The sequence below is a fragment of the Streptosporangium sp. NBC_01755 genome (genome assembly GCF_035917995.1).
Classification (GTDB): Bacteria; Actinomycetota; Actinomycetes; order Streptosporangiales; family Streptosporangiaceae; genus Streptosporangium.
This window is the reverse complement of the sequence record NZ_CP109131.1, coordinates 6,984,273-7,009,465: the sequence shown is the minus strand read 5'-3', so window position 1 is coordinate 7,009,465 and position 25,193 is coordinate 6,984,273. Positions and strand designations below refer to the sequence as shown.

The following is a 25,193-nucleotide window of genomic DNA, read 5'->3' as shown; positions in this document are numbered from 1 at the left end:
CGGAGAACACGCGGGCGCTACGGCCGTGGCCGTACCGCCCGGAAGACGGTCTCAGCGGTTGCGATGCGACTCGTAGCGCATGGTGCGCGAGACGCCGATCCGCACGGTGGTGCCGGGCTGGATCGCAACCGGCTCGTTCGGCGGGATGTCGTAGAAGTTGGGGTCGCCGGGCGGCTGGATCTGGGTTCCGTTGACAGACCCCAGGTCGACCAGGTTGACGTCCCAGCCGTCCAGCGCCACCCGCAGATGCCGACGGGAGACCGAGCCGTCGGGGCTGGTGACCTTGGCCGGGCGCACGGAGCCGTCGGCCACCTCGGGTGCCCGCTCGGGGTCGCGGCCCACCAGGTAGTCGGTGTCGAGCCGCAGTGTGAGGCCGTCGTCGAGGAGCAGGACCCCCAGCGGCGGGCGCGGCCCCTTGTAGGGAACCAGGGTGCGCTGGACCAGCGCGATACCGCAGACCGCGCAGTAGGGCACGCGGGGGTCGTTGAAGTGGTCGTTCTTGCAGTCGACCCCGTAGACCAGCGGCCGCGCCTCGGGCTCGGCCCCGGAGTTCGGCGCGGGCGCCAGGGACTCGGCCGCGGACTGTGAACCGCCGGGCGTCAGCAGCTCGTACTCGAACGGCTGGTCGCGGACGTCAACGGGATCCCCGCCCATCCCGCTGGCCCTGGCGGTGTCGATGTCCTCGTGATGGACCTCTTCGTGGTGGATGATCGCGGGGGCGGGTCCGCCGGAGGGCACCGGCCCCTGCGGGGAGACCACGGGCAGCGGCTCGGAGTGCCATGCCTGCGGCTGCGGCTCCATCATCGGCGGAGCGGTGACCGGCTGATACGGATCCGCCGGGCCCAGGGGGTAGGGCGCCGGCGGGGCGGCCTCCTGAGGGGCCGACCACTCGGGGGCGGCCGGCCGCTCGGACGGCGCGGGCATCGGGGTGGGCGCGGGGGCCACGGGCTCCATCCGGGGCGCCGCCTGCTGGACCTGTGACGCGGCGGGCTCCATCCGCGACATCGCCTGCGGGGCGGCCCCATCCTCGGTCAGGTCGCACCAGACGCCGCCTGCGACGATCACCCCGGCGTCCAGCCGGGACAGCGGGTGCGCGGCCCCGGCATCCGGCAGGCTCAACTCCACCCGGGTCACCGGGCCGGGAACCAGCCGGTCGGACCAGGTGAGCGCGTCACGCCCGGCGAGCTGGATCTCACCGGCCACCCCGGTAACCGCCGCGAACGCCGGGCCGCTGACCAGGACGGCCACTCCCCCACTGACCGGGCCGGCGACGGCACACGCCACCGGCTCGCCTATCACGACGGCGAGGATCCGGGCGACCCGGCGGGCCAGCGACCGGCCGTCGCCGCCCGAGGCCGCGGTCTCCCGCAGTGCCCCCAGCAGATCCTCAACGACGGCCTCGGCCGCGTCGCACACCAGCAGCAGGCCGCCCACGTAGGCCACCAGCCCGTTGCCCGGAAGCGGACGCACCACCCCGAAGCCCTGGTCGGTCACAGAACTCTCCCTCCCCGGAAACGCCACCGGATGAACGGCACCCGCATGGGACCGTTCGTCACCAGCCAGATGCATACCCAGACGACCGTGAAGTGCGTCCAGAAGGCAGCCGACGGAACCGGATCGATAACATCGACTGCACCGGACCGTAGCAAAAAGTACAGTACAAGGCCTTCGGGGACGAGCGTCAGCAGACCGAAGAGGGTCGGCCAGTCCTTCTCCCATCTGAACTGCATCAGGAAGTGATATATCAGCTCCCAGACGATCCCCAGCACGCCTACCGCCGCGAGCACCAGGAACCCGTTGACATAGCGCTCGGAGAGCGGCCCGGAGGAGCCGGGAAGCACCGGCACGATCAGCAGGGTGATGATCGCACCAACGGTGGCGAGCATGAGGAGGCGCGTCTGAATACGGCCCCACAGGGTCGGAACCACAGGGGATTACTCCTTATACCGACGAGTTGAAGGCCCATTTGAACCACTGCGAGGTCGAGCGCAGCGGCCCCATCTTCTTGACGAACCCCCGCCTCGCCAGATCGTCGGCTATCTCCTGAGCCGCGATCTGCAGGCCAAGGAAGGTGTCGACACCCGGGAAGTACCCCCCGAGCGTGGCCGATCCAGAGGCGTAGAGGGCACCGTCACCATTGGCCGTCCCCTTCACCTCGAAGTGGCGCTCCACCTCGAGCCTGCCCACCGGATTGCGGAACGCCCCGCCGTGTTGGAGCAGGTCCGCGAAGATCCGATGCTCGGCGATGTCGGCCTCCAGGCCGGTGCAGTCGATGATGTAGTCGGAGACCGGCTCGCGGACGATGCCGTCGCTGCTGCGCACGTAGCTGACCAGCCGCCCGTCCTGGCTGTGCTCCACGCGGTCGACGGTGCCCTGCACGGGGTGGTAGTAACCTCCGCTGCGGCCCGCGCGCATCTGCTCCTGCCAGCGCCGCCGGTAGGGGGTGTTGGTGCCGCCCATCTCCTTGTACTTCTTCGCCCGGTCGGCGCCTTCGAGCTTGCGCATCTGCGCCTTGAGCTGACCACCCCACACCGACTTGGGGTAGTTGAAGCCCTGGTAGGCCCAGCCGTCCCCGCCCTTACGGCGTGACCAGATGTGCGGGCCGTGGGAGCCGCTGATGAACGTGCGGAAGATGTGGATGATCTGGGTCTGCAGGCCGTGCCGCTCCCGATCGTCGAACAGCCGCTGAAGCACCCGGGAGGCGACGATGCCGCCGCCGCGAATGACCACGGTGCCCGGCCTGGTCTTCAGGAACTCGTAGACCTGCTCATGCGGCTCGTAGGCGTTGACGACGTGCTGGTAGTCACCGTGCTTGGTCCGGAACTCCTGCAGGTCGGGCAGGAACTTCAGGCCCGGGTAGCCGATCGCGACGTGCACGAAGCGCGAGCGGAAGATGATGCGCTTGGTCGCCGCCGCGCCGTCCGGTGGGGTGACCACGGTGAAGTAGCCGCCACCGGCCCGGCGGCGGACCATCCGCACCTGCCCCTTGACCAGCATGTCCCAGTAGTTGATGCGTTTGGCCTCGCGCTCGAGGTTCTCGAAGACCGTGCCGGCGCGCGGGGTCCAGTAGTCGTTCAGGAGGGGCTCGGTGAGGATCTGCCACAGGTACGACGGTTTCTTCTCCTTCCACGCCTCTTCCAGGGCGTAGGAGGGGAAGCCCCACAGGTTGTCCGGGCGGGAGGAGGAGTCGGAGCGGATCCGCTCCCCCCGGGGGATCTGCGAGCACCTGGTGAGGAACTCGTAGGTCTGCCACGGGTGATCGATATTGGAGACCACCCGCATCTGTGAGGTGGGGACGCCGTAGATCCTCAGATAGTCGAGCGTCACGAAGGATCCCATACCCCCACCGACGGTGAGGAACGGAATATCGTACATGGGGATGCCCGCGGCAGCGACCATCTGGTCGGTCCATTCGGGCGCGCCGAGGAGATCCGGCGTCAGATCGCCGGCCGGAGCCGGTGTTTGGGGGGGTGCCAATTGACGTCCCTTAAGCTACATGACCAGCCAGTTCGCTAGCCAAAACCCTAGTCCTGGTACGAGCCGAAAACGAGTGGGACAAACAGGCATGATTTTCCCTGGTCGTCCTATCCTCGGCGAGTATTCAGTGAGACGCCTGCAAACGACATGTGGTTCGCTTAAACCCCGCTGAATACTCGATTCACGTCCGACGTCGCGAGCACACCGAAGATCTCGCCACCGCGCTCCACCAGGAGATACTCCCCCGCGGGGGATTCGCGCATGGCGTCGATCAGCGGCTCCCCCTCCAGATCGGCGGCCAGCACCAGCGACGGTTCGAGACTGCGCGAGAGCGAACCCGTCGTCACCCAGGGGCGGCGGCTCTCCGGAGTGGCCTCCACTGCGACCTCGTTGACGATGCCCGTGGGGTGGCCCTCATGGTCGACCACCACCATCGCCCCCGCCTGCGCCTCTGCGGCCCGGCGCAGGGCCTCGGCCAGCGGCACGTCACCGGTCACCGCGATGGCCCGCCTGGCCAGGGCGCGGGCGTTGACCTTGGGGATGCGGGCACGCACCCGGGCGCCGCGCAACGCCTGGGTGGCGCCGAACCAGATGAAGGCGGCCAGCAGCACCGACCAGGCGAGCGTCAGGTCCGGTGCCTGCCCGGCCGCCAGCGCCAGCCCGATGGGGATCGCGACCAGGGCCACGGCCAGCACCCGCCCCGCCCAGGCCGCGGCGATCGTGCCCGTACCGGGCTTGCGGGTGACCTTCCAGACGCCGGCGCGGAGCATCCGCCCCCCGTCGAGCGGCAAGCCCGGCAGCAGGTTGAAGATGCCCACGATCAGGTTGGCGACCCAGAGCTGGAAGACCAGGATCCCGGGGATCGTGCCGGGGTCGATGACCCGGGAGGCGGCAAAACCGAGCCCGGCCAGGCCGAGCGAGAGCAGGGGCCCGGCGAAGGCCACCATGAACTCTCTGCCGGGGGTCTCCGGCTCGCGTTCGATCTCCGAGACGCCGCCGAGCAGGTAGAGCGTGATGCGCCGGACCGGCAGGCCGTACATCCTGGCGACCACGCAGTGCGCCAGCTCGTGCAGGAGCACCGAGACGTACAGCAGCACCGCGAAGACGAACGCGACGACGTACGTGATCGGGATGCTCAGGTCGGGCAGCCAGTAGGCCACCACACTCTGGAACGAGTAGGTGATGAACGCCGCCACGATGAGCCAGGTCGGCGAGACGTAGACCGGGATGCCGAACGGCCGGCCCATCCGCAGCCCTGTACTGTCCCGGCGTGGGCTGTCGCTGCTCACCGCTGGCTCACCACTCCTCGTTCAACCCGTGTTCAATCCACCCTCAAGCCTCGATGGTACGCGCCGCCGGACCACCGGCAGACGCCACGAGGACACCTGCGGCGCAAACTGTCGTCACCGTGACCTACAGTGCGGTCATGTCGCTGACCGAGCCCACGATCATCGGAGCCCTGTCGCCGTCGCGAGCGGGTGACTTCATGACGTGCCCGCTTCTCTACCGCTTCCGGGTGATCGACAGGCTCCCCGAGCCGCCGTCGCCGGCCGCGGTGCGCGGCACGATGGTCCACTCCGTGCTGGAACGGCTGTACGACCTGCCCGCCCCCGATCGCACGGTCGCCGCGGCCCAGGACCTGCTGGAGCCGCAGTGGCGCAGGCTACAGCAGGAGGATCCCTCGTACGCCGACATGTTCACCGGCGACGACGACCGCGCCGAGTGGCTGGGCCAGGCCCGCGTCATGCTGGAACGCTATTTCACCCTTGAGGACCCCACCTGCCTGGAGCCCGCCGAGCGGGAACTCTACGTGGAGGCGGTGCTCGGCAGCGGCCTGATGTTGCGGGGCTACATCGACAGGCTGGACGTGGCGCCCAGCGGCGAGGTCCGCGTCGTCGACTACAAGACCGGCAGCGCCCCGGGGCCCGCCTTCGAGGCCAAGGCGCTGTTCCAGATGAGGTTCTACGCGCTGGTGCTGTGGCGGCTGCGCGGCGTGGTGCCCCGCCTGCTCCAGCTGATGTACCTGGGGGGTGGTGGCGAGGTCCTGCGTTACACCCCCGACGAGGCCGACCTGCTGGCCACCGAGAGGAAGGTCCAGGCCCTGTGGCAGGCCATCGAGCGGGCACTGGAGACGGGCGAGTGGCGTGCCAGGCCCAGCAGGCTGTGCGGCTGGTGCAGCTACAAGGACCTGTGCCCGGAGTTCGGCGGCACTCCCCCACCGGTCCCCGAACGGCAGCCGGGCGACACCATCCGCAGCAGTCGTGTTGTTGGCGACGCTGCGCGCAGCGTCGCCAACAACACGCGTCGCAATCAACACAGTCCTCCCTGGGGATGAGGGTGGATATCCGCCTGTGGCAGGGTGGATTGATGGGGAGGGCGCCTAAGTTGGTTGTGTGCGCAACACCATCGGCGGCCTGCGGGCGTGGTTTCACCGGCATCCGCTGATCCCTGATCTGCTCCTCGGGGCGACGCTGGCGGCCGCCGCGGTTCCCTTCGCTCACGTCGCCCAGGTTTTCGGCGACCCGGCCCGTCTTGGCGAGCCGGACGCGATGAGCCTCGGCCTGATCGTGACCGGCTGCCTGTCGGTGGCGCTGCGCCGCCACTGGCCTTTCCTGCTGCTCTGTCTGGTCTGCCTGACCGAGATCACGCTGGCCGCGGCGGGGCGGAGTTCCTCCCTGCTCTGGCTCGCCGCCCTGGTACTGGTTTACACGATCGCCGTCCGGCGCGGCCTGGCACTCAGCCTGTGCGCGCCGGCGCTGGCCCTGGCCGGTCACTTCCTGGCGACCGCGGTCGGCGGCGGGCTCGGCGGGCTCGGCGGGTGGAGCACCCACCTGCTGATGGTCGTCTTCGCCGTCTCCCTGTGGATCGCCGGCCGGAACGTACGGCTACGCCGGGCCTACCAGGCGGAGCTGCACGACCGGGCACGGCGCATGGAGCGCATCCGGGAGGCCGACACCCGGGCGGCCAGGGCCGAGGAACGCTCCCGCATCGCCCGTGAGCTGCACGACGTGGTGGCCCACCACGTGAGCGTGATGACCGTCCAGGCCGCCGCGGCACGCCGGGTGCTGGCCGGCAACCCCGAGGGAGCGCGGGAGGCCTTGTCGGCGATCGAGGAGCTGGGCCGGACCGCGATGTCGGAGATGCGCAGCCTCGTGGGCGTGCTCAGGACCGACGCGATGCCCGCCGAGCGCAATCCGCAGCCGGGGATGCGTGAGATTCCCGCCCTGGTGGACCAGATGCGAGAGGCGGGGCTGCGGACACAGCTGTGGATCGAGGACGAGCGCGGGACGGCGGGGGCGGCGGCGCTGCCTCCCGGGGTCGATCTGGCCGCGTACCGGCTGGTGCAGGAGGCCCTCACCAACAGCCTGCGGCACGCGGGGCCGCAGGCACGGGCCTGGGTGACGGTGCGGCACGAGTCTGGCGAGCTGGCCGTGAAGGTCACCGACGACGGCCTCGGCCAGGGAGCGGGCGAAGCGGGCGAAGGGGAGACCGGTCACGGACTGGTGGGCATCCGCGAACGCGTTGCCCTCTATGGTGGACTTCTGAGGATCGGCCCACGTCCCGAGGGCGGATTCGAGGTCGATGCCCGGTTCCCCCTCAAGGACACATGATGACGATCAGAGTGCTGCTGGTGGACGACCAGCCACTCCTGCGCACCGGTTTCCGCCTGATCCTCGAGGCCGAACCCGATCTCACCGTGGTCGGTGAGGCGGGGGACGGCAAGGCCGCACAGGACCAGTCGCGGGCTCTGCTGCCCGACGTGGTGCTGATGGACATCCGGATGCCGGGCGTGGACGGCATCGAGGCGACCCGTCGAATCGTACGGGAGGCCGCCGGAGGCGCGCATGTGCCCCGGGTGCTGGTGCTGACCACCTTCGACCTGGACGAGTACATCGTGGAGGCGCTGCGTGCCGGAGCCAGCGGCTTCCTGCTGAAGGACGTCCCGCCGGAGGAACTGGTGCAGGCCATCCGGGTGGTGGCGGCCGGCGACGCCATCGTCGCGCCGAGCATCACCAGGCGGCTGCTGGACAAGTTCGGCGCACATCTGCCGACCCACCGGGAGTCCACCCCCGCTCGCCTGGAGCGGCTGACCGAGCGTGAGCTGGAGGTGCTCAAGCTGATCGCCAAGGGCATGTCCAACGCGGAGATCGCCGCCGAGCTGGTGGTGAGCGAGACGACGGTCAAGACCCACGTCGGCAACGTGCTCACCAAGCTGAGCCTGCGCGACCGCGTCCAGGCCGTCGTCCTCGCGTACGAGACCGGCCTGATCACCCCCGGCGCGCTTCCCTGACCCCGGCGCCCCGGCGCGAACGGGCGCGTCCGCGCACCGGCCGGACCATCGCATCGATGGGCGGGAAGCCGGAGAGGGCGCGAGCCGGGGTCGATCAGCCGGAGACGGTCTGTCAGCCGGGGACGGTCTGCAGGGGCGGCTGCTCCTTGGGGGCGTTCTCCGGGAAGTGACAGGCCACCCGGTGGCCCGCTGCCAGCTCTGCCAGCGGTGGTTCCACGGTCTTGCAGATCTCCTGGGCCTTCCAGCACCGGGTGTGGAAACGGCAGGCGGGCGGGGGGTTGAGCGGGCTGGGCACGTCGCCCTGGAGGCGGATGCGCTCGCGCCCCTCTCGCCGCTTGACGTCCGGGACCGGGACCGCGGACATCAGCGCGGTGGTGTAGGGGTGCATGGGCGACTCGTACAGGTTCTTACGGTCCGCCAGCTCGACGATCTTGCCGAGGTACATGACCGCGACCCGGTCGCTGATGTGCCGGACCACCGACAGGTCGTGCGCGATGACCACATAGGTCAGGTCGAGCTCGTTCTGCAGGTCCTCCAGCAGGTTGACGACCTGGGCCTGGATCGACACGTCCAGCGCGGACACCGGCTCGTCGGCGACGATGAGCTTGGGCTTGAGCGCGAGCGTGCGGGCGATGCCGATGCGCTGGCGCTGGCCCCCGGAGAACTCGTGCGGGTAACGGTTGTAGTGCTCGGGGTTGAGACCGACCAGGGCGAGGATGTCCTGGACTTCCTTCTTGATCCCCTGTTCGGTCTTGATCCCCTGGATACGGAACGGCGCACCGACGATGGCGCCGACCGTGTGGCGGGGGTTGAGCGAGGAGTAGGGGTCCTGGAAGATGATCTGCATGTCGCGCCGGAGTGGCCGAATCCTGGACTGTGACATGTGAGTGATGTCGTGGCCCTCGAAGACGACCTTCCCGCCGGTCGGCTCGATGAGCCTGGTGATCATGCGACCCGTCGTGGTCTTGCCACAGCCGGACTCGCCCACCAGACCGAGGGTCTCCCCCTTGAGGACGTCGAAGCTGATCCCGTCGACCGCCTTGACCGCACCGACCTGGCGTTTGAACAGGCCCTTGGTGACGGGGAAGTGCTTCTCCAGCCCTTGCACTGACAGAATTGGCTCGGTCACAAACTTTCCGTTCGTCGAACGCGCGTCTCGCTCGCTCACGAGGACTCCAGGTTCACTTTGATCTCGCTCTCCCAGATGTCCCGCCTGACCTCGCGGGACAGGTGGCACCGGACCAGATGGCCGCCGTCGCTCTCGAACAGCTCGGGCACCTCGGTGCTCGACTTCCCTCCGGTGCGGTCGGCATAGGCGCAGCGCGGGTGGAAGGCACATCCGGTGGGCACGTTGATCAGCGAGGGAGGAGTGCCCTTGATCGGCAGCAGCCGTTCGGTCCGCTCCCGGTCCAGGCGTGGCATCGATCCCAGCAGGCCCCACGTGTAGGGATGTTCGGGCCGCTCGAAGATGTCCTCCGCCGTGCCGTACTCGATGCCCTTTCCGCCGTACATCACCAGGATGTCGTCCGACAGCTCCGCGACGACACCCAGGTCGTGGGTGATGACGATCAACGCGGCGTTGAAGTCACGCTGCAGGTCGCGCATCAGGTCCAGGATCTGTGCCTGGACCGTCACGTCGAGAGCCGTGGTCGGCTCGTCCGCGATCAGCAGTTCCGGGTCACAGGAGAGCGCCATGGCGATCATCGCACGCTGGCGCATACCGCCGGAGAACTCATGCGGATAGCTGTCGACGCGCTTTTCCGGCTGCGGGATGCCCACCCGGCCCAGCATGTCGATGGCGTGCTTGCGCGCGACCTTCTTGCTGACCTGGTTGTGGATCCGGTACGCCTCCATGATCTGCGCGCCCACCGTGTAGAAGGGGTGCATCGCCGAGAGCGGATCCTGAAAGATCATCGCCATCTTCTTGCCGCGCAACGTCCGGACATGGTCGGCGGAGGCGGTGACGAGTTCCTCGCCGTCCAGCCAGATCTCACCGGAGATCTTCGCGCGGCCGCCCTTGTGCAGACCGAGGATGCCCAGCGAGGTGACGCTCTTGCCGGATCCGGACTCGCCCACGATGCCGAGCGTCTTACCGCGCTCCAGTTGGAAGGAGAGCCCGTCGACGGACTTGACCAGGCCGTCGTCCGTCGGAAAGTGGATCCGCAGGTCCCTCAGTTCGAGAAAGCTCGACGGAGCGCTCATCCCAGCCTCACCCTCGGGTCGACCACCGCGTACAGCAGGTCGACGATCAGACTGGCCAGCACGACGAAGAGCGCCGCGACCATGGTGACACCCATGATCTTCGGAAGGTCGTTCGTCACGATGGCCTGGACGGCGTAGTCGCCGATGCCCTTCAGCGAGAACGTGCTCTCGGTGAGCACCGCGCCACCGAGCAGCAGGCCGAGGTCCAGGCCGAAGATCGTCAGGATGGGGGTCAGCGCGGCGCGCAGGCCGTGCTTGACGACCACCCTGGACTCCTTCATGCCCTTGGCCCTGGCCGTGCGGATGTAGTCCTCGCTCATGGTCTCCAGCATTCCCGCCCTGGTCAGACGCGCGTAGGACGCGGCATAGAGGAATGCGAGTGTGATCCATGGCAGCAGGAGGTCGTAGGCCCATTCCACCGGATTCTCCAGGAACGGCGTGAAGCTACCGCCCGGCGCGGTGATACCTAACCCGTAGCTGAAGACGACGAGGGAGACGATGCCGGTGAAGAAGACCGGCAGGGAGACCCCGGCGAGCGCGATGCTCATCGCCGCCCGGTCGAAGATCGTGCCTTTTCGCAGCGCGGACAGCACGCCTGTCGCGACGCCGCAGAGCAACCAGATGACCGACGCGCCCAGGGCTAGCGAGAGGGTCACCGGGATGCGATCCACCAGGTCGGGCCAGACCGGTTGCCTCCTGATGAAGGAGTAGCCGAAACAGGGAGCGGGGCACTCCTCGATGGTGGCGCCGGTGTCGAACTCCGAGCCGACGAAGACACCTGAGATCCAGCGGCCGTACTGCACGGGGATCGGGTCGTTGAACCCGAGTTTTTCCGCCGTGACCGCGATCATCTCCGTGTTGGCGGATCTGCCCATGTAACGGCTGGCGAAGTCCTCAGCCGTGGCGCCCGCGATACGGGGAACCACGAAGAAGATCGAGAACGTGACCATGCTCACGATGACGAGCATGAGCACCGCGCCGATCAGGCGCCGGATGATGTAAGTGACCACAGTCCCCCCGGCTCCAGGGACCGGCCTTGTGGGCCGGTCCCTTCAAGCCTCGACTAACTGAACAGGATTTCCGACGGTTACTGGACGCCCAGGTTCAGGTAGTCGTACATGTCGAACGCACCGGTGACGAAGACGTTCGTCGCACCCAGGGGGCGGACCATGACGCCCTTGGACCAGACCGAGGGCAGCACGTAGGCCTGCTCCATGATCCTCTGGTCGATCTCACCCCAGAGCGCGTCACGCTTGGCGACATCGGTCTCCGTGAAGATCTGGTCGATCTTCGCGTCGACCTCCTTGTCCTTGATGCTGAGGTTGTAGTTACCACCCGACTCGCGGATGGTGCGGCTGTCGACGATCTGCGACATGAAGCCGAAGCCGTCGTTCCAGTCGGCGCCCCAGCCGTTGGTGGCCAGGCCGATGCCGTTCTTCTTCACGAAGTCCGGCTTGCCGGCGTAGAGCGCGAAGTAGTCACCGGTGGGGTAACCCTTGAGCTCCAGCTTGATGCCGACCTTGGCCAGCGCCTGCTGGAGCGACTCGGCGGTCGCCTTCTCCTTGGGGCGGTCGGCGCGGTAGGCCATGATGGTCTCGAAGCCGTCAGGCTTGCCACAGGCGGCGAGTGCGGCCTTGGCCTTCTCCGCGTCGCCGGTGCCGGACGGGTAGAGGTCCAGCTTCTTCCAGCCTCCGATCGACGGCGGCATCAGACCGGTCGCGATCTCACCACCGGCGAACTCGCCGCCGTAGGCGTTCTGCAGGCCCACCCGGTCGGCGCCGTAGATGATCGCCTTGCGGCACTCCACGTTGTCCAGCGGGGCCACGTCGGAGATGATCGAGGTGTACCAGGTGCGGGCGCCGGTGGGGTTGTCCGACCGGGCCTTCAGCGCCGGGTCGCCCAGCACGCGACCGAGCGCGGCGGGCTGGACGCCCGAGCCGGCGAGGTCGATGTGCAGGTCACCGGAGATGATCCGGTTGTCCAGGTCGTCGGCGTTCACCCCGAGGGAGATCTCGTAGCTGTCCGGCAGCGCCTTGCGGATCGGGTCGGTCGCCGGGTCCCAGTGCTCGTTGCGGACCAGGGTGTACTGCTTGCCCGCCTCGACCTTGTCGAACTTGTAGGGGCCGGAGGCCATCACGTGCTCGCGGTACTTGACGCCGGTGTCCTTGGCCTTGGGGACCGGGATCGTGCCGGGCAGCGCCGCGAAGTTGTCGAAGCCGCCGTAGGCCTTCTTCAGGTGGAAGACGATCGTCTGGTCGTCCGGCGTCTCGATCGCGGAGTCGGTGTTGACGTCCGGGGTCTTGTAGACGCTCTTGAAGTCCTTCGGCAGGTCCAGCCAGTCGTTGAAGTACGTCGGGCCGTTGACCAGGGTCTCCTTGTCCATGGACCGCAGGACCGCGTACTTGACGTCCTTGGACGTGATCGGCGTGCCGTCCTCGAACTTCAGACCGGCGCGAAGCTTGTAGGTCCAGGTCTTGCCACCGTCGCTCGACTCGCCCAGGTTCTCGGCCAGGTCGGGGGCGAGCTTGCGGCCCTCGGCACCGGGAGCCGGGGTGTAGGTCACCAGCGAACGACCGTAGATCCGGACGAGGTTCCAGGAGAGCGCGTAGTAGGTGTCACCGGGGTCCACCGAGTCCCAGTCCTCGGAGATGGCCATCTTCAGGACGCCACCCTTCTTGTCGGAAGGGTTGAACACCGCCTCGAGTCCGGCGTTGAACGCGTCCGCGGTCGCCGGCGCGGCCGACGAACCATCGGCCGGCTTCGTCTCGCTGCCGCCGCCGCCGCAGGCGGAGAGCCCCAGGGAGAGAGCGGCACCCGCAGCCGCGAAGGCCAGTGCGGATCTCTTGTTCATTTACTTGCACCCCTTGTTAATTCCAGGAGAACGGGAGGTTGAGGGTCAGCGGGACGATTTCGGGTCGAGGGCATCGCGCAGCCCGTCGCCGAAAAGATTGAAGGCCAGCACCGTGATGAAAATCGCCATACCGGGGAAGAACATGAAATGCGGCACATTGTAGAACTTCACCGCCTGCGAGATCATGCCTCCCCAGGTCGCCGTAGGCGCCTGGATACCGACTCCCAGGAACGAGAGCGCCGCCTCGAACATGACATTCGTCGGAATGAGCAACGTCGCGTAGATAAGAATCGGTGCGATCAGATTCGGCAGGATCTCACGGAACAGGATGTACGGCCCGCGGGCGCCCAGGCTACGGGCGGCGTCGACGAATTCACGTTCCCGCAGTGACAGTGTCTGGCCGCGAATGATCCTGCCGATGTACGGCCAGTTGAAGAAACCGATCACGAAGATCAGCAGACCGACGCGCAGCGTGTCGCCCGTCACCCCGAGGTCCTTCTCGAACTGGCCGAGGACACCGACCAGGGCCATCGCGAAGACGAGCAGGGGGAAGGCGAGGAAGACGTCCATCGTGCGGCTGATCAGGGTGTCGGCCCAGCCACCGAAGTAACCGGCCATCACTCCCATGACCGTGCCGATGACCACCGAGAGCAGGGTGGCGAGAACCGCGATCAGCAGCGAGATCCGCGCTCCGTAGACAACCCTGCTGAAAAGGTCACGACCGTTGACCGGCTCCACCCCGAACAGGAACTCCCCTCCGATGCCCGTGCCGCCCTTGGGCGTCATGGTGGAGGTGTCGATCATCTCCTGGTGGAACTCGTTCGGCGGATGACCGAACAGGTCCACGATCAGCGGGGCGAAGATCGCAGTGAGGATCAGCAGAACGACCACGCCGGCACCGACGAGCGCGACCTTGTCGCGTTTCAGATGCATCCACGCGATCTGCCCGAGCGAGCGGCCTTGGACGGCCTTCACGCCCGCTCCCGCGAGCACTGCCTCCGGCGAGCCCTCGGTGGTCTTACCGGGGGCATCGAGCGGTGCGGTCATACAGTTGGCCCCCTGGATCCCAGACGACGTTGTCCGTCAACGCGTTTCCCGGGTCGGGTAGCGCGCCGTAAGTCTACGGGCCAGTAGTTCGCGGCCCCGTGCGCAGAATCTATGGGCTGAACTGCGCTGACTAGTCCTCTGGGGCGCTATGTGGCTTAACTGTGATTCACGCGAAATTCATTCGTTTTGATCTTTGAGCTAATGTCCGGAAGCCGTTCCGCTTCTGTCTTGAATTCGTGACACGGGAATGAGCCGGTCACTCAGCGTCACCCGATCCCGCGACGCTTGAGGATGTCCTCGATATCGGAGAAGTCGTCGTCGGCGGCCGGCTTCGCGGCGGGCTTGGAGGTGTCGGGCCCGGAGGTGGGCGCGGGCGCGGCCTCGCGCTTGGGCAACGGCTGCGTGGCGGCCGTCGCGGCAGGCGCCGCGGTCCTGCCCCGCGTACCAGGGCCCGCCGCGGCTACGGCGGGCACAGAGGCCGCCGGGGACGCCACAGCCCTGAGGCGACGGCCGCGCAGGAACCCGGAGACCAGGAACAGCACCACGGCGAGCCCGGTCACCGCCACCCCGGACCACACCACGGGGTTGAACACCAGACCTGCGAAGAAACCGATGATCGCCGTGCCGATCTGCCACAGGGTGGGAAGCGCGCCGGTCAGGAAGGCGGCGACGGGTAGCAGCGACCAAGCCGCGGCACGCAACCCCGCCGCGACGCCACGGCGCCGCATCAGCAGGAAACTCAGCACCAGCCCCACACCGGTGACCCCGGCGCAGAGCGGCAACCACGCGATCTGATCGAACGACACAGCGGACCGCCCCCTCACGTTGACCTATCCGACATCCATCCTGGCACGTCGAATCGGACCGGGTCCTCCTTCTCAAGGAGGGATCATCCCCTAGGGGATACGGCCCGGATCGCAGGAAAGATCAGGGACGATCCCCGGCCACGCACTCTCACGGGAGGAGCGCACCGGCCCCTCATGCCGTCCGCCCCGCCAACGCGGCGAGCCCGCCTCAGAGAGCACCGGCGGACAGTGAGCGCAGGACCTCCACATCGATCTCACGCAGCGACCCGACGACAAGTCGGCCCGGCGCACCGGGAATCGGTAGCACGCTCGGCACCGCCACCACCCGGCAGCCCGCCGAGGTGGCCGAGGTCACCCCATTCGGGGAATCCTCCAGCGCGACGCAGCGGGCCGGATCCACACCCAGCAAACGGGCCGCCGTCAGGTAGGGCTCGGGATCGGGCTTGCTCCTCGCGACGTCGTCACCGGTGACCACGTGGTCGAAGTGGTGCCTGCCGATGCTCTGCAGGCACGCCTCGGCTATCGATCGTGCCGAGGAGGTGACCAGGGCGGTGGCCAGGCCCTCCCTGTGCACCCCCGCCAGCAGTTCGGCGGCGCCGGACATCATCTCCACACCACCGGCGAGCCTGGAGATCATGCCTTCCAGCATCCATGTCTCCACCTCCTCGGTAGCGGCGCTCCCGCCGGAGACCTGGAGCATGTAGGCCACGGCCGCCGACATCGAGCCGCCCACCATGTTCTCCTGATGGGCGGTCCCCCACTCACCGCCGAGCCGCTCCATCACCTCGGTCTCGACCTGAAACCAGATCTTCTCGCTGTCGACGAGAAGCCCGTCCATGTCGAAGAGAACCGCTTCCATACCCTTGTAGCCCTTCCGGCAGACGGTCACACGTTGAAGTAGCTGGCCTCAGGATGATGGACGATCAGCGCGGACGTCGACTGCTCGGGGTGGAGCTGGAACTCCTCGGACAGCTCGACGCCGATCCTGGCCGGGTCGAGCAACCCCATCAGCTGGACCTGGTCCTCCAGATTGGGGCAGGCCGGGTAGCCGAAGGAGTAGCGGCAGCCCGTGACGTTGACCTTGAGCATGTCCTCCAGGGACTCGTCACCGCCGATGCCCAGTTCGGTGCGCACCCGCGCGTGCCAGTACTCGGCCAGGGCCTCGGTCAGCTGCACCGACAGGCCGTGCAGCTCCAGGTAGTCGCGGTAGGCGTCCTTGGCAAACAGCTCGGCCGCCGCCTCGGAGACCCGGTTGCCCATCGTCGCGACCTGGAAGGCGACGACGTCGACCTCGCCGGAGTCCTTGGAACGGAAGAAATCGGACAGGCACAGGTGCCGGTCGCGCCGCTGGCGCGGGAAGGTGAACCGGGTGCGCTCGTTGCCCCCGTCATCCAGGATGATCAGCGAGTCGCCGTCGCTGACGCACGGGAAGTAGCCGTAGACGACCGCCGCCTCCAGCAGGCCCTCGGTCTGCATCCGCTCCAGCCACATCCGCAGGCGCGGTCGGCCCTCGGTCTCGACCAGTTCCTCGTAGGAGGGCCCGTCGCCGCCGCGGGCGGCCTTGAGGCCCCACTGCCCCATGAACGTCGCCCGCTCGTCGAGGAACGCGGCGTACTCGGCGAGCGGCACGCCCTTGATGACACGCTCGCCGAGGAAGGGCGCCGTCGGCACCGCGTTGTCGGCGGCCGCATCGGAGCGTGCGGGCAGCTCCTCCACCGGGGTCCTGACCAGCGTGGCTCCGCTCTTGACCCGGCGCTCGCGCAACGGCGGCAGGCTCGCCCCCTCCTCGCCGCGCTTGACAGCCATGAAGGCGTCCATCAGACGCAGTCCCTCGAAGGCGTCGCGGGCGTAGCGGACCTCGCCGTGGAAGAGTTCCGCGAGGTCCTGCTCGACATAGGCGCGGGTCAGCGCGGCCCCACCGAGCAGCACGGGGAACTTGTCGGAGATGCTCCGGGAGTTCATCTCCTCCAGGTTCTCCCTCATGATGACCGTGGACTTCACCAGCAGCCCGGACATGCCGATGACGTCGGCCTTCTTCTCCTCCGCGGCCTCCAGGATGACCGACACCGGCTGCTTGATGCCGAGGTTGACGACCTCGTAGCCGTTGTTGGAGAGGATGATGTCGACCAGGTTCTTGCCGATGTCGTGCACGTCGCCCTTGACCGTGGCGAGCACGATGCGCCCCTTGGTCTCACCCTCGACCCGGTCCATGTGCGGTTCCAGGTAGGCGACCGAGATCTTCATCACCTCGGCCGACTGGAGCACGAACGGCAGCTGCATCTGGCCGGAGCCGAACAGCTCGCCGACGGTTTTCATGCCGTCGAGCAGCACGTCGTTGACGATCTCCAGGGCGGGACGCTGGGCGAGGCCCTCGTCGAGGTCGGCTTCCAGACCCTTGCGCTCGCCGTCGACGATACGGCGCTTGAGCCGCTCCCACAGCGGCAGCGCGGCGAGCTCCTCGGCCTTGCTCGCCTTGAGAGCGGCGGCGTCGACACCGTCGAACAGCTCCATGAACCGCTGCAGCGGGTCGTAGCCCTCCCTGCGCCGGTCGTAGACCATGTCCAGGGCGACCTGGCGCTGATCCTCGGGGATGCGCGCCATCGGCAGGATCTTGGAGGCGTGCACGATCGCCGCGTCGAGGCCGGCGTTGACGCACTCGTTGAGGAAGACCGAGTTGAGCACGATGCGGGCGGCCGGGTTGAGGCCGAACGACACGTTCGACAGACCGAGGACCGTCTGCACACCGGGGTGGTGCCGCTTGAGCTCCTTGATCGCCTCGATCGACTCCAGCGCGTCGCGCCGGGTCTCCTCCTGGCCGGTGGCGATGGGGAAGGTGAGCACGTCGACGAGGATGTCCTCGACGTTCATGCCCCACTTCGTGGTCAGGTCCTCGACGAGGCGGAGGGCGATCCGGACCTTCCAGTCGGCGGTGCGGGCCTGGCCCTCCTCGTCGATGGTCAGGGCCACCACTGCCGCGCCGTACTCGCGGACCAGCGTCATGTTCTTGTGGAAGCGCGACTCGACGCCGTCGCCCTCCTCGTAGTTGACCGAGTTGACGACCGCCCGCCCGCCGAGCATCTGCAGCCCGGCCTCCAGGACGGCGGGCTCGGTGGAGTCGAGGACGATCGGCAGCGTGGAGGCGGTGGCGAAGCGGAACGCCAGCTCCTTCATGTCGGCCACGCCGTCACGTCCCACGTAGTCGACACAGAGATCCAACATGTGCGCGCCGTCGCGGGCCTGCGCCCGCGCGATCTCCACGCACTCCTCCCAGTCCTCGGCGAGCATCGCCTCTCGGAAGGCCTTGGAACCGACGGCGTTGGTGCGCTCGCCGATGGCCATGTACGAGATGTCCTGGCGGAAGGGGACGCTCTGGTAGAGAGAGGAGGCACCGGCCTCGGGGCGGGGCCGGCGCGAGGCCGTCTCCTGCCCGCGTACCCTCTCGACGACCTGGCGCAGGTGCTCGGGCGTGGTGCCGCAGCAGCCGCCGACGAGGGAGAGGCCGTAGTCGCGGGTGAAGTTCTCGTGCGCCGAGGCCAGTTCCCCGGGGGTCAGCGGGTAGTAGGCGCCGTCGGAGGTCAGCACGGGCAGCCCGGCGTTGGGCATGCACGAGAGGCGGACGCGGGCGTGGCGGGCCAGGTAGCGCAGGTGCTCGCTCATCTCGGCGGGACCGGTCGCGCAGTTCAGGCCGATCACGTCGACGCCGAGCGGCTCGATCGCGGTCAGTGCCGCGCCGATCTCCGAGCCCAGCAGCATCGCGCCGTTGCTCTCGATGGTCACCTGGGCGATGACCGGCACGTCCCGGCCGGCGTCGGCGATGGCCCGGCGTGCGCCGATCACCGCCGCCTTGACCTGGAGCAGGTCCTGGGAGGTCTCGATGATCAGGGCGTCGGCGCCACCGCCGACCAGCCCCGCGGCGTTGTCGTAGTAGGCGTCGCGCAGTTCGGCGTACGGCTTGTGCCCGAGAGTCGGGAGTTTGGTGCCGGGGCCGATGGAGCCGAGCACGAAGCGCGGCCGCTCGGGGGTGGACCAGGAGTCGGCCGCCTGCCGGGCGACACGGGCACCGGCCTCCGAGTACTCGAAAACCTTCTCGGAGATGTCGTATTCGCCGAGAGCCGAAAGGTTGGCCCCGAAGGTGTTGGTCTCGACGCAGTCGACCCCCACCTCGAAGTAGGCCTCGTGCACGGCGCGGACGATGTCGGGACGGGTGACGTTCAGCACCTCGTTGCAGCCCTCATGGCCTTGGAAGTCGTCCATGGTGACGTCGTGCGCCTGAAGCATCGTCCCCATGGCCCCGTCGGCGACCATCACGCGCTCGGCCAGGACTTCACGGAAAGACGGGGTGCTTGTCATGGGACAAGAGTACTGGGATCCGCTTGGCCGTTATTGTTGTTGACAGCAATTGGACTTTTCATCCAATTACTCCGATCACCCCTGTGCGGCACCGATGGCGACCTACCGCACCATCCTTGTCGGCACCGACGGCGCCTCCTCCTCCTTCGGCGCGGTCTCCTCGGCCGCCTCTCTCGCCGCCACCGGCGCCGGCCTGATCCCGGCCTGCGCTCTACTCCCCCATGCGCGAGCGCGACCGCAACACCGCCGCCGGCGCCCTCGGCGACCTCTCCTGCAAGGCGACCGGGCTACGACGTCCTGATCGTCCACACCACATCTGGAAGGTGACGTGAAGGCCCCCTCACGGCATAGGCTTAGCCGGAGAGGGCGGTGCGGTGAGAAGGAGGGACGCGTGATCGAGATCGAAGGTCTGCCCGAGCTCGTCGACCCGGTGATGATCGCCGCGTTCGAGGGGTGGAACGACGCGGGTGAGGCCTCGAGCGGAGTGATCGCGCACCTCGAGGGCGAGTGGAAGGCGACCCCGCTGGTCTCCCTGGACCCGGAGGAGTACTACGACTTCCAGGTGACCCGCCCCATCGTCGAGATGGGCGAGGGGCTGACGCGCTCCATCAGCTGGCCGACCACCAAGCTGTCGGTGGCCAGGCCACCGGGTGTCGGCCGCGACGTGGTGCTGCTGCGCGGCATCGAGCCCAACATGCGCTGGCGCGCCTTCTGCGAGGAGATCGTTCTGGTCTGCCGGGAGCTGGGGGTCGAGCTGGCGGTCCTGCTCGGCGCGCTGCTCAACGACTCGCCGCACACCCGCCCGGTGCCGATCGTGGGATCGGCGACCGACGAGGGCCTGGCCAGGGCGATCAATCTGGAACTGAGCCGCTACGAGGGGCCGACGGGCATCGTCGGCGTGCTCCAGCAGTCCCTGGGCGCAGCCGGGCTGAACGCCGTGTCGCTGTGGGCCTCGGTGCCGCACTACGTGGCCCAGCCCCCCAACCCGAAGGCCACCATGGCACTGCTCAGCCGGATGGAGGACCTGCTCGACATCCCGATGCCGCTGGGCGAACTGGCCGAGGAGTCCCGGGCCTGGGAGCACGGTGTCGACGAACTGGCCTCGCAGGACAGCGAGGTCGCCGAATACGTCAAGGAGCTGGAGGAGCGCAAGGACGCCGCCGAGCTGCCCGAGGCCAGTGGCGATGCCATCGCCGCCGAGTTCGAGCGCTACCTGCGCCGGCGTGGCCACGACTCCGACGGCTGAGCCCACGACGGGGGGTTACCGCCGGCCGCTCCGCTCCGCCTGGACCGGACGCGCGAAGACCGGGCTTCCGGCGCCCGCACCGGAGGCCACGGACGCCGGGCATGCCTGGTCGAACCGGGCCCACACCAGCGCGGCCAGATCGGCGTCCACCCCCAGGGGAGCGGTGACCAGGTCGGCACCGGACGCCTCCAGGCGGTCCTGGAAGAAGCCCGGGGCCAGGAGATAGGAGGCGAGCGCGATCCGCGGCGCGGGTCCTGAGCGCAGCCGCTCCAGGGCCTCGGCGACCGTGGGGGCGCCCGTCCCGGCGAAGGCCGCGGTGACCGGGCGGGAGAGCCGGACCGAAAGCAGCCGGGCCGCCGCCCGCACGTCGGCCAGCGCCGCGGGGTCGGACGACCCCGCGGCTCCCAGGATCACCGAGTCGGCCGCCCGCAGTCCCACGGCGGCCAGTCGTCTGGCGAGGACGGCCGCGAGCAGCGGGTGCGGCCCCAGCGGGGCCGTCACCGTGGCGTCCGGCCTGGTCGTGGCCACCACCTCGGGCAGGTCGATGTGGACGTGGTAGCCGCCCGCCAGCAGCAGCGGGACCACCACGACGGGGCCGGGCACCTCGACGAGCACGTCGGCCAGCGAGGGTGAGCTGATCTCCAGGAACGCCTGCTCGACGCGCGTTCCCCGGCGGCCACCGCGCACCAGGTCACGCAGTCCGGCCAGGGTCTCCTCACCCATCGCGCTGCGCGTCCCGTGCCCGGCGAGGACCAGCGTCGTCACAGGCCTTCGCCCCGGTCGCAGGCCAGGCGGTAACCGCGTTTGACGACCGTCTCGACGATTCCCGAGGGCCCGAGAGCCCGGCGCAGGCGGGTGATGGCCATCTCGACCGCGTGCTCGGCCGAGTCCCGCGACGGGCCTCCGGGTAGCACCGTCCGCAGGTCGGAGCGGGCCACCACGTGCCCCGGTTTGTCGGCCAGCCGCTTGAGCACCGCCATCGGCGCCGGCGGCAGCGGCTTCAGCTCGCCGTCCACCACGACGGCGTGGCCGCGGATCTCCAGCCGGTGGCCGCCCGCGACCAGACGGGTGACGCTGTGCTCGGGCAGGTGCCTGGCGAGGGTACGGGCCAGTGTGCCCAGGCGGGAGCGCTCGGGCTGTACGGTGGGCACCCCGCGTGCCTCCAGGGGCGCGGCGGTGACCGGGCCCACGCAGGCGGCGACGACCGGCCCGGCGAAGGCCGCGACCAGTGCGTCCTCCAGGCCGTCCGCGCGGGCCGAGTTGAGCATGGCCAGCACGGCGGGGGCGCTGGTGAAGGCCACCGCGTCCACCCCGCCGGAGATCGCCTGGCTGACCAGGCGGCGCAGTGGCGACACGTCCCGGTAGGGCAGCCACCGGTAGACCGGCACCTCGAGGACCTCGGCGCCGGCCTCGCGCAGCGCGGCCACGAAGTCGGTCAGCGGCTCCCCGTGCAGCTGCACGGCGATGCGGCGGCCGCGCAGATCCTGGGCGAGCAGGTGCTGCTTGACCTCCTCGCACGACTCCGTGGACGGGGTCCAGTGGTCGTTCAGCCCGGCGGCCCTGACCGCGCCGCGGGCCTTGGGCCCGCGGGTCAGCAGCCGTGCGGAGGCCAGGTGCTCGGCGAGGTCGCCCGCCAGCCCCCAGCCCTCGGCGGCGGCCATCCATCCCCGGAAGCCGACACCGGTGGTGACCACCACGTCGTCGATCGGGGCGGACAGGCCGGCGCGCGTCGCGGCCAGCAGGTCGGCGTCCTCGGCCAGGGGTACCAGACGGATCGCGGGGGCGCGCACCACCCTGGCGCCCCTGCGTTCCAGCAGCGCGCAGAACTCCTCGCGCCGCCGGGTGGCGGTGACCCCGATCGTGAACCCGGCCAGCGCGTCGGACGCGGTCTCGGGAGAGTCGACGGGACCGTCCAGCACGGCGATGCTCATCTGTCGTTCACCACTCCTCGCTTGATCTTCTGTCGGTATCCGGCCGGCTGCGGGCTCACCCCGCGCCCACCTCCACCGTTTCGCCGGTGAGACGGATCGGGTAGGTCGGCACGGCCGTCGCGGGGTCGTCCAGACACACCCCCGTCGCAAGGGAGAACGCCTGCTTGTGCATGGGAGAGGCCACCACGGGCTCGCCGGCCCTGGTGCCCACGATCCCGCGGGACAGGACGTGGGCACCGCTGAACGGGTCGCGGTTGCCGATCGCGAACAGGGCGCCGTCAAAGGTACGGAACAACGCGATCTGGTGACCACCGACGAGCGCGCACACACCGCGCTCGGGCAGCAGGTCGGTGTAGGAGCAGACCGGCGTCCAGCCGGTCCGCTTCAGATCTTCGCTCAGGACGGTCATCGTTGAGAGCCTCTCCTCGGGGGTTGGCGACGGCGGGGACACGGGACACGGGGCGGCGGGTCAGGAACGGACCACCTCCAGCGGGATGAGGACCGGTTTCACCTGGTCACGCTGGGGTTCGAAAGCGATCGAGGGGTCCGGCGTCCCGGGGGCGTTGATGAAGGAGACGAACCGCCGCAGCTTCTCCGGGTCCTCGATCGCGGCGCGCCACTCGTCGGCGTAGCCGGCCACGTGCCGCTCCATCTGCGCCTCCAGTTCGGCGCAGATCCCGAGGGAGTCGTCCAGGACGACCTCCCTGACGTAGGCCGTCCCCTGTGCCTCCAGCCAGGCGGAGGTGCGCTGCAGGCGGTCGGCGGTACGGACGTAGAACATCAGGAACCGGTCGATGACGCGGACCAGTTCCTCGGTGCCCAGGTCGGAGGCGAACAGGTCGGCGTGGCGCGGGGTGAAGCCGCCGTTGCCACCGACGTAGAGGTTCCAGCCCCGCTCGGTGGCGATGACGCCAAAGTCCTTACTCCTGGCCTCGGCGCACTCGCGGGCACAGCCGGAGACCGCCGACTTCAGCTTGTGCGGCGAGCGCAACCCCCGGTAGCGCAGCTCCAGCGCGATGGCCAGGCCGACGGCGTCCTGCACGCCGTATCGACACCAGGTCGAGCCCACGCAGGACTTCACGGTGCGCAGCGCCTTGCCGTACGCTTGCCCGGACTCGAAGCCCGCGTCCACCAGGCGTTTCCAGATCAGCGGGAGCTGCTCCACCCGGGCCCCGAACAGGTCGATCCGCTGCCCGCCAGTGATCTTGGTGTAGAGGCCGAAGTCGCGGGCCACCTCGCCGATCACGATGAGGCCGTCCGGGGTGATCTCCCCACCGGGGATGCGCGGCACCACCGAGTAGGTGCCGTTGCGCTGGATGTTGGCCAGGAAGTGATCGTTGGTGTCCTGCAGGGCGGCCTGCTCTCCGTCGAGGATGTGGCCGTTGCCGAGCGAGGCGAGGATCGAGGCGACGACGGGCTTGCACACATCGCAACCGCGCCCGGTGCCGTGATCGGCGATGAGCTGCGAGAACGTCGTGATGGCGCGCACGCGGACGATGTCGAACAGCTCCGCCCTGCTGTACGCGAAGTGCTCGCACAGAGCCTTGGAGACCTCGACGCCCGATTTGACGAGAATCTCCTTGAGCATCGGGACGCAGCTGCCGCAGGTGGTGCCCGCGCGGGTACAGCCCTTGATCCCGGCCACGTCGGTGAGACCGTGGTCGGCGATGGCTGCGCACACCTGCCCCTTGGTGACGTTGTTGCAGGAGCAGACCTGCGCGTCGTCGGGAAGCTCCATGCTCGCCGGACCACCGCTGAACAGCAGCTCGCTCGGTGATCCCGGCAGGTCGCGGCCGACGAAGGGCTTCAGGGTGTTGTACGGAGTGGCGTCACCGACGCAGATCCCGCCGAGCAGGGTGCGTGCGTCGTCGCTGACGAACAGCTTCTGGTAGACCCCTCCCACCGGATCCATGAAGGTAACGTTCAGCGCGCCGTCCATGGCGCCGAACTGGGCGACCTCCACACCGAGCAGTTTGAGCCTGGTGGAGAGATCCGCACGGGTGAAGACCGCCTCACCGCCGAGAATGCGGTCGGCGGCGACCTCGGCCATCGTGAAACACGGGCCGACCAGCCCGTAGACCACGCCCTCGTGCAAAGCGCACTCACCGATCGCGTAGATCGCCGGGTCGCCGGTGCGCATCCGGTCGTCCACGACGATCCCACCGCGCCCGCCCACCTCCAGGCCTGCCTGCCCGGCCAGCTCGTCACGGGGCCTGACCCCCGCGGAGAAGACCACGATCTGCGCCTCGACGGCCTCCCCGTCCGGCTTGACCAGGCCCGCGACCCGCCCGTCCGGGCCCGCGACGATCTCCTTGACCCCCGCCCGGGTGTGTACCCTCAGGCCGAGTGCCTCCACGTGACCTCGCAGGACGGCACCGCCGCCCTCGTCGACCTGCCGGGGCATGAGCCAGCCCCCCATCTCCACGACGTGCGTCGACAGGCCCAGGCCACGCAGGGCGTCGGCGGCCTCCAGCCCCAGCAGCCCGCCGCCGATCACGACACCGCTCGTGGCGGTCGAGGCGGCCTCCCTGATCGCGTCGAGATCGTCGATCGTGCGGTAGACGAAGCAGCCGTCCAGTTCCCTGCCCGGCACCGGCGGCACGAACGGGCTGGACCCGGTGGCCAGCACCAGCACGTCGTACGGCTCGCGATGGCCGTCCGCGGTGGTGACCTCCTTCGCCCCCCTGTCGATGCCGACGACCCTGGACGACAGGCGCAGCACGACTCCCTCCGGCACCGGGTAGGTGAGATCCTCGACACTTCTGCCCGCCAGGTAGGAGGTCAGCGCCACCCGGTCGTAGGCCGGCCTGGGCTCCTCCCCCAGCACCGTGATCCGGCCCTCGAAGCCCTTGGCCACCAGGGCCTCGACCAGCCGGTGCGACGTCGGTCCGTTCCCCACCACGACAAGCCTTGACATGATCGCGCTCACCCTTCTGTCCGCTCCGCTCGCCCGTCCCCGGTGGATCTCTCCGCTCACCGGGCCGGGCGGCTC

Annotated in this window: 20 protein-coding genes; 4 read left to right on the top strand and 16 right to left on the bottom strand. The window is 68.9% G+C overall.

The features are described from left to right. Positions 1 to 51: 51 nt before the first annotated feature. From OG884_RS32300 to OG884_RS32285, 4 genes are all read right to left on the bottom strand, one after another. Positions 52 to 1,494 (bottom strand): FHA domain-containing protein, encoded by a 1,443-nt coding sequence (locus OG884_RS32300; protein WP_326639192.1) that lies wholly within the window; start codon positions 1,492 to 1,494, stop codon positions 52 to 54. Next, complete coding sequence (locus tag OG884_RS32295; protein WP_326639191.1) at positions 1,491 to 1,928, bottom strand: hypothetical protein; 438 nt, start codon at positions 1,926 to 1,928, stop codon at positions 1,491 to 1,493. Before OG884_RS32295 ends, OG884_RS32300 begins: the two co-directional genes overlap by 4 nt. Before the next feature lie 13 nt (positions 1,929 to 1,941). Next, on the bottom strand, positions 1,942 to 3,477 hold the full coding sequence (locus OG884_RS32290) for a hypothetical protein (protein WP_326639189.1): 1,536 nt from the start codon (positions 3,475 to 3,477) through the stop codon (positions 1,942 to 1,944). A gap of 158 nt (positions 3,478 to 3,635) precedes the next feature. Further along, entirely contained in the window at positions 3,636 to 4,724 is a 1,089-nt protein-coding gene (locus OG884_RS32285) for a site-2 protease family protein (RefSeq protein ID WP_326647062.1), read from the bottom strand. A 179-nt stretch (positions 4,725 to 4,903) separates the two neighbouring features. On the opposite strand from OG884_RS32285, the gene OG884_RS32280 reads away from it, so the two are divergent. The 3 genes from OG884_RS32280 to OG884_RS32270 are packed head-to-tail and all read left to right on the top strand — an operon-like array spanning position 4,904 to position 7,768. Then, entirely contained in the window at positions 4,904 to 5,812 is a 909-nt protein-coding gene (locus tag OG884_RS32280) for a RecB family exonuclease (protein WP_326639187.1), read from the top strand. Positions 5,813 to 5,870: 58 nt separating this feature from the next. After that, positions 5,871 to 7,088 carry a sensor histidine kinase gene (locus tag OG884_RS32275; RefSeq protein ID WP_326639185.1) on the top strand — a complete coding sequence of 406 codons (1,218 nt, stop codon included), beginning with the start codon at positions 5,871 to 5,873 and terminating at the stop codon, positions 7,086 to 7,088. Beyond that, entirely contained in the window at positions 7,088 to 7,768 is a 681-nt protein-coding gene (locus OG884_RS32270; RefSeq protein ID WP_326647060.1) for a response regulator transcription factor, read from the top strand. The genes OG884_RS32275 and OG884_RS32270 overlap by 1 nt, the downstream gene beginning before the upstream one ends. Positions 7,769 to 7,880: 112 nt before the next feature. On the opposite strand, the gene OG884_RS32265 is transcribed toward OG884_RS32270, so the two are convergent. The 8 genes from OG884_RS32265 to metH form a co-directional block, all read right to left on the bottom strand. Continuing rightward, a complete protein-coding gene (locus tag OG884_RS32265) occupies positions 7,881 to 8,897 on the bottom strand; it encodes an ABC transporter ATP-binding protein (RefSeq protein ID WP_326639183.1) in 1,017 nt (338 codons plus the stop codon). 35 nt (positions 8,898 to 8,932) lie between these two features. After that, on the bottom strand, positions 8,933 to 9,970 hold the full coding sequence (locus OG884_RS32260; protein WP_326639182.1) for an ABC transporter ATP-binding protein: 1,038 nt from the start codon (positions 9,968 to 9,970) through the stop codon (positions 8,933 to 8,935). Continuing rightward, positions 9,967 to 10,980 (bottom strand): ABC transporter permease, encoded by a 1,014-nt coding sequence (locus tag OG884_RS32255; protein ID WP_326639180.1) that lies wholly within the window; start codon positions 10,978 to 10,980, stop codon positions 9,967 to 9,969. Before OG884_RS32255 ends, OG884_RS32260 begins: the two co-directional genes overlap by 4 nt. Positions 10,981 to 11,057: 77 nt before the next feature. Beyond that, the gene (locus OG884_RS32250; protein ID WP_326639178.1) at positions 11,058 to 12,821 is read right to left on the bottom strand and encodes an ABC transporter substrate-binding protein; all 1,764 of its coding nucleotides are present in this window, start codon (positions 12,819 to 12,821) and stop codon (positions 11,058 to 11,060) included. Positions 12,822 to 12,866: 45 nt separating this feature from the next. Beyond that, positions 12,867 to 13,868, bottom strand: coding sequence for an ABC transporter permease (locus OG884_RS32245; RefSeq protein ID WP_326639177.1), 1,002 nt, complete (start codon positions 13,866 to 13,868; stop codon positions 12,867 to 12,869). A gap of 266 nt (positions 13,869 to 14,134) precedes the next feature. After that, entirely contained in the window at positions 14,135 to 14,674 is a 540-nt protein-coding gene (locus OG884_RS32240) for a cellulose synthase (protein ID WP_326639175.1), read from the bottom strand. A 208-nt stretch (positions 14,675 to 14,882) separates the two neighbouring features. Continuing rightward, positions 14,883 to 15,533, bottom strand: coding sequence for an HAD family hydrolase (locus OG884_RS32235; RefSeq protein ID WP_326639173.1), 651 nt, complete (start codon positions 15,531 to 15,533; stop codon positions 14,883 to 14,885). Positions 15,534 to 15,559: 26 nt separating this feature from the next. Beyond that, a complete protein-coding gene (gene metH / locus OG884_RS32230; protein ID WP_326639171.1) occupies positions 15,560 to 19,024 on the bottom strand; it encodes a methionine synthase in 3,465 nt (1,154 codons plus the stop codon). Between the two features lie 391 nt (positions 19,025 to 19,415). Here metH and OG884_RS32225 point away from each other — a divergent pair, with 391 nt between their 5' ends. Next, the gene (locus tag OG884_RS32225) at positions 19,416 to 20,270 is read left to right on the top strand and encodes a PAC2 family protein (RefSeq protein ID WP_326639169.1); all 855 of its coding nucleotides are present in this window, start codon (positions 19,416 to 19,418) and stop codon (positions 20,268 to 20,270) included. 15 nt (positions 20,271 to 20,285) lie between these two features. On the opposite strand, the gene OG884_RS32220 is transcribed toward OG884_RS32225, so the two are convergent. From OG884_RS32220 to nirB, 4 genes are read right to left on the bottom strand one after another with little or no spacing between them, the layout of a single operon-like run. Continuing rightward, positions 20,286 to 21,035, bottom strand: coding sequence for a sirohydrochlorin chelatase (locus OG884_RS32220; RefSeq protein WP_326639167.1), 750 nt, complete (start codon positions 21,033 to 21,035; stop codon positions 20,286 to 20,288). Beyond that, entirely contained in the window at positions 21,032 to 22,201 is a 1,170-nt protein-coding gene (locus OG884_RS32215) for a uroporphyrinogen-III synthase (RefSeq protein WP_326639166.1), read from the bottom strand. Before OG884_RS32215 ends, OG884_RS32220 begins: the two co-directional genes overlap by 4 nt. 55 nt (positions 22,202 to 22,256) lie before the next feature. After that, entirely contained in the window at positions 22,257 to 22,610 is a 354-nt protein-coding gene (gene nirD, locus OG884_RS32210; protein WP_326639165.1) for a nitrite reductase small subunit NirD, read from the bottom strand. 60 nt (positions 22,611 to 22,670) lie between these two features. Further along, positions 22,671 to 25,118, bottom strand: coding sequence for a nitrite reductase large subunit NirB (gene nirB, locus OG884_RS32205; protein WP_326639164.1), 2,448 nt, complete (start codon positions 25,116 to 25,118; stop codon positions 22,671 to 22,673). Positions 25,119 to 25,193: the final 75 nt, after the last annotated feature.

Excerpts from the sequence above, each read along its gene's own strand:
- OG884_RS32260 (WP_326639182.1), bottom strand. The coding sequence starts at position 9,970 with ATGAGCGCTCCGTCGAGCTTTCTCGAACTGAGGGACCTGCGGATCCAC.
- OG884_RS32285 (WP_326647062.1), bottom strand. The coding sequence starts at position 4,724 with ATGGGCCGGCCGTTCGGCATCCCGGTCTACGTCTCGCCGACCTGGCTC.
- nirD (WP_326639165.1), bottom strand. The coding sequence starts at position 22,610 with ATGACCGTCCTGAGCGAAGATCTGAAGCGGACCGGCTGGACGCCGGTC.
- OG884_RS32235 (WP_326639173.1), bottom strand. The coding sequence starts at position 15,533 with ATGGAAGCGGTTCTCTTCGACATGGACGGGCTTCTCGTCGACAGCGAG.
- OG884_RS32250 (WP_326639178.1), bottom strand. The coding sequence starts at position 12,821 with ATGAACAAGAGATCCGCACTGGCCTTCGCGGCTGCGGGTGCCGCTCTC.
- nirB (WP_326639164.1), bottom strand. The coding sequence starts at position 25,118 with ATGTCAAGGCTTGTCGTGGTGGGGAACGGACCGACGTCGCACCGGCTG.
- OG884_RS32280 (WP_326639187.1), top strand. The coding sequence starts at position 4,904 with ATGTCGCTGACCGAGCCCACGATCATCGGAGCCCTGTCGCCGTCGCGA.
- OG884_RS32245 (WP_326639177.1), bottom strand. The coding sequence starts at position 13,868 with ATGACCGCACCGCTCGATGCCCCCGGTAAGACCACCGAGGGCTCGCCG.
- metH (WP_326639171.1), bottom strand. The coding sequence starts at position 19,024 with ATGACAAGCACCCCGTCTTTCCGTGAAGTCCTGGCCGAGCGCGTGATG.
- OG884_RS32215 (WP_326639166.1), bottom strand. The coding sequence starts at position 22,201 with ATGAGCATCGCCGTGCTGGACGGTCCCGTCGACTCTCCCGAGACCGCG.
- OG884_RS32270 (WP_326647060.1), top strand. The coding sequence starts at position 7,088 with ATGACGATCAGAGTGCTGCTGGTGGACGACCAGCCACTCCTGCGCACC.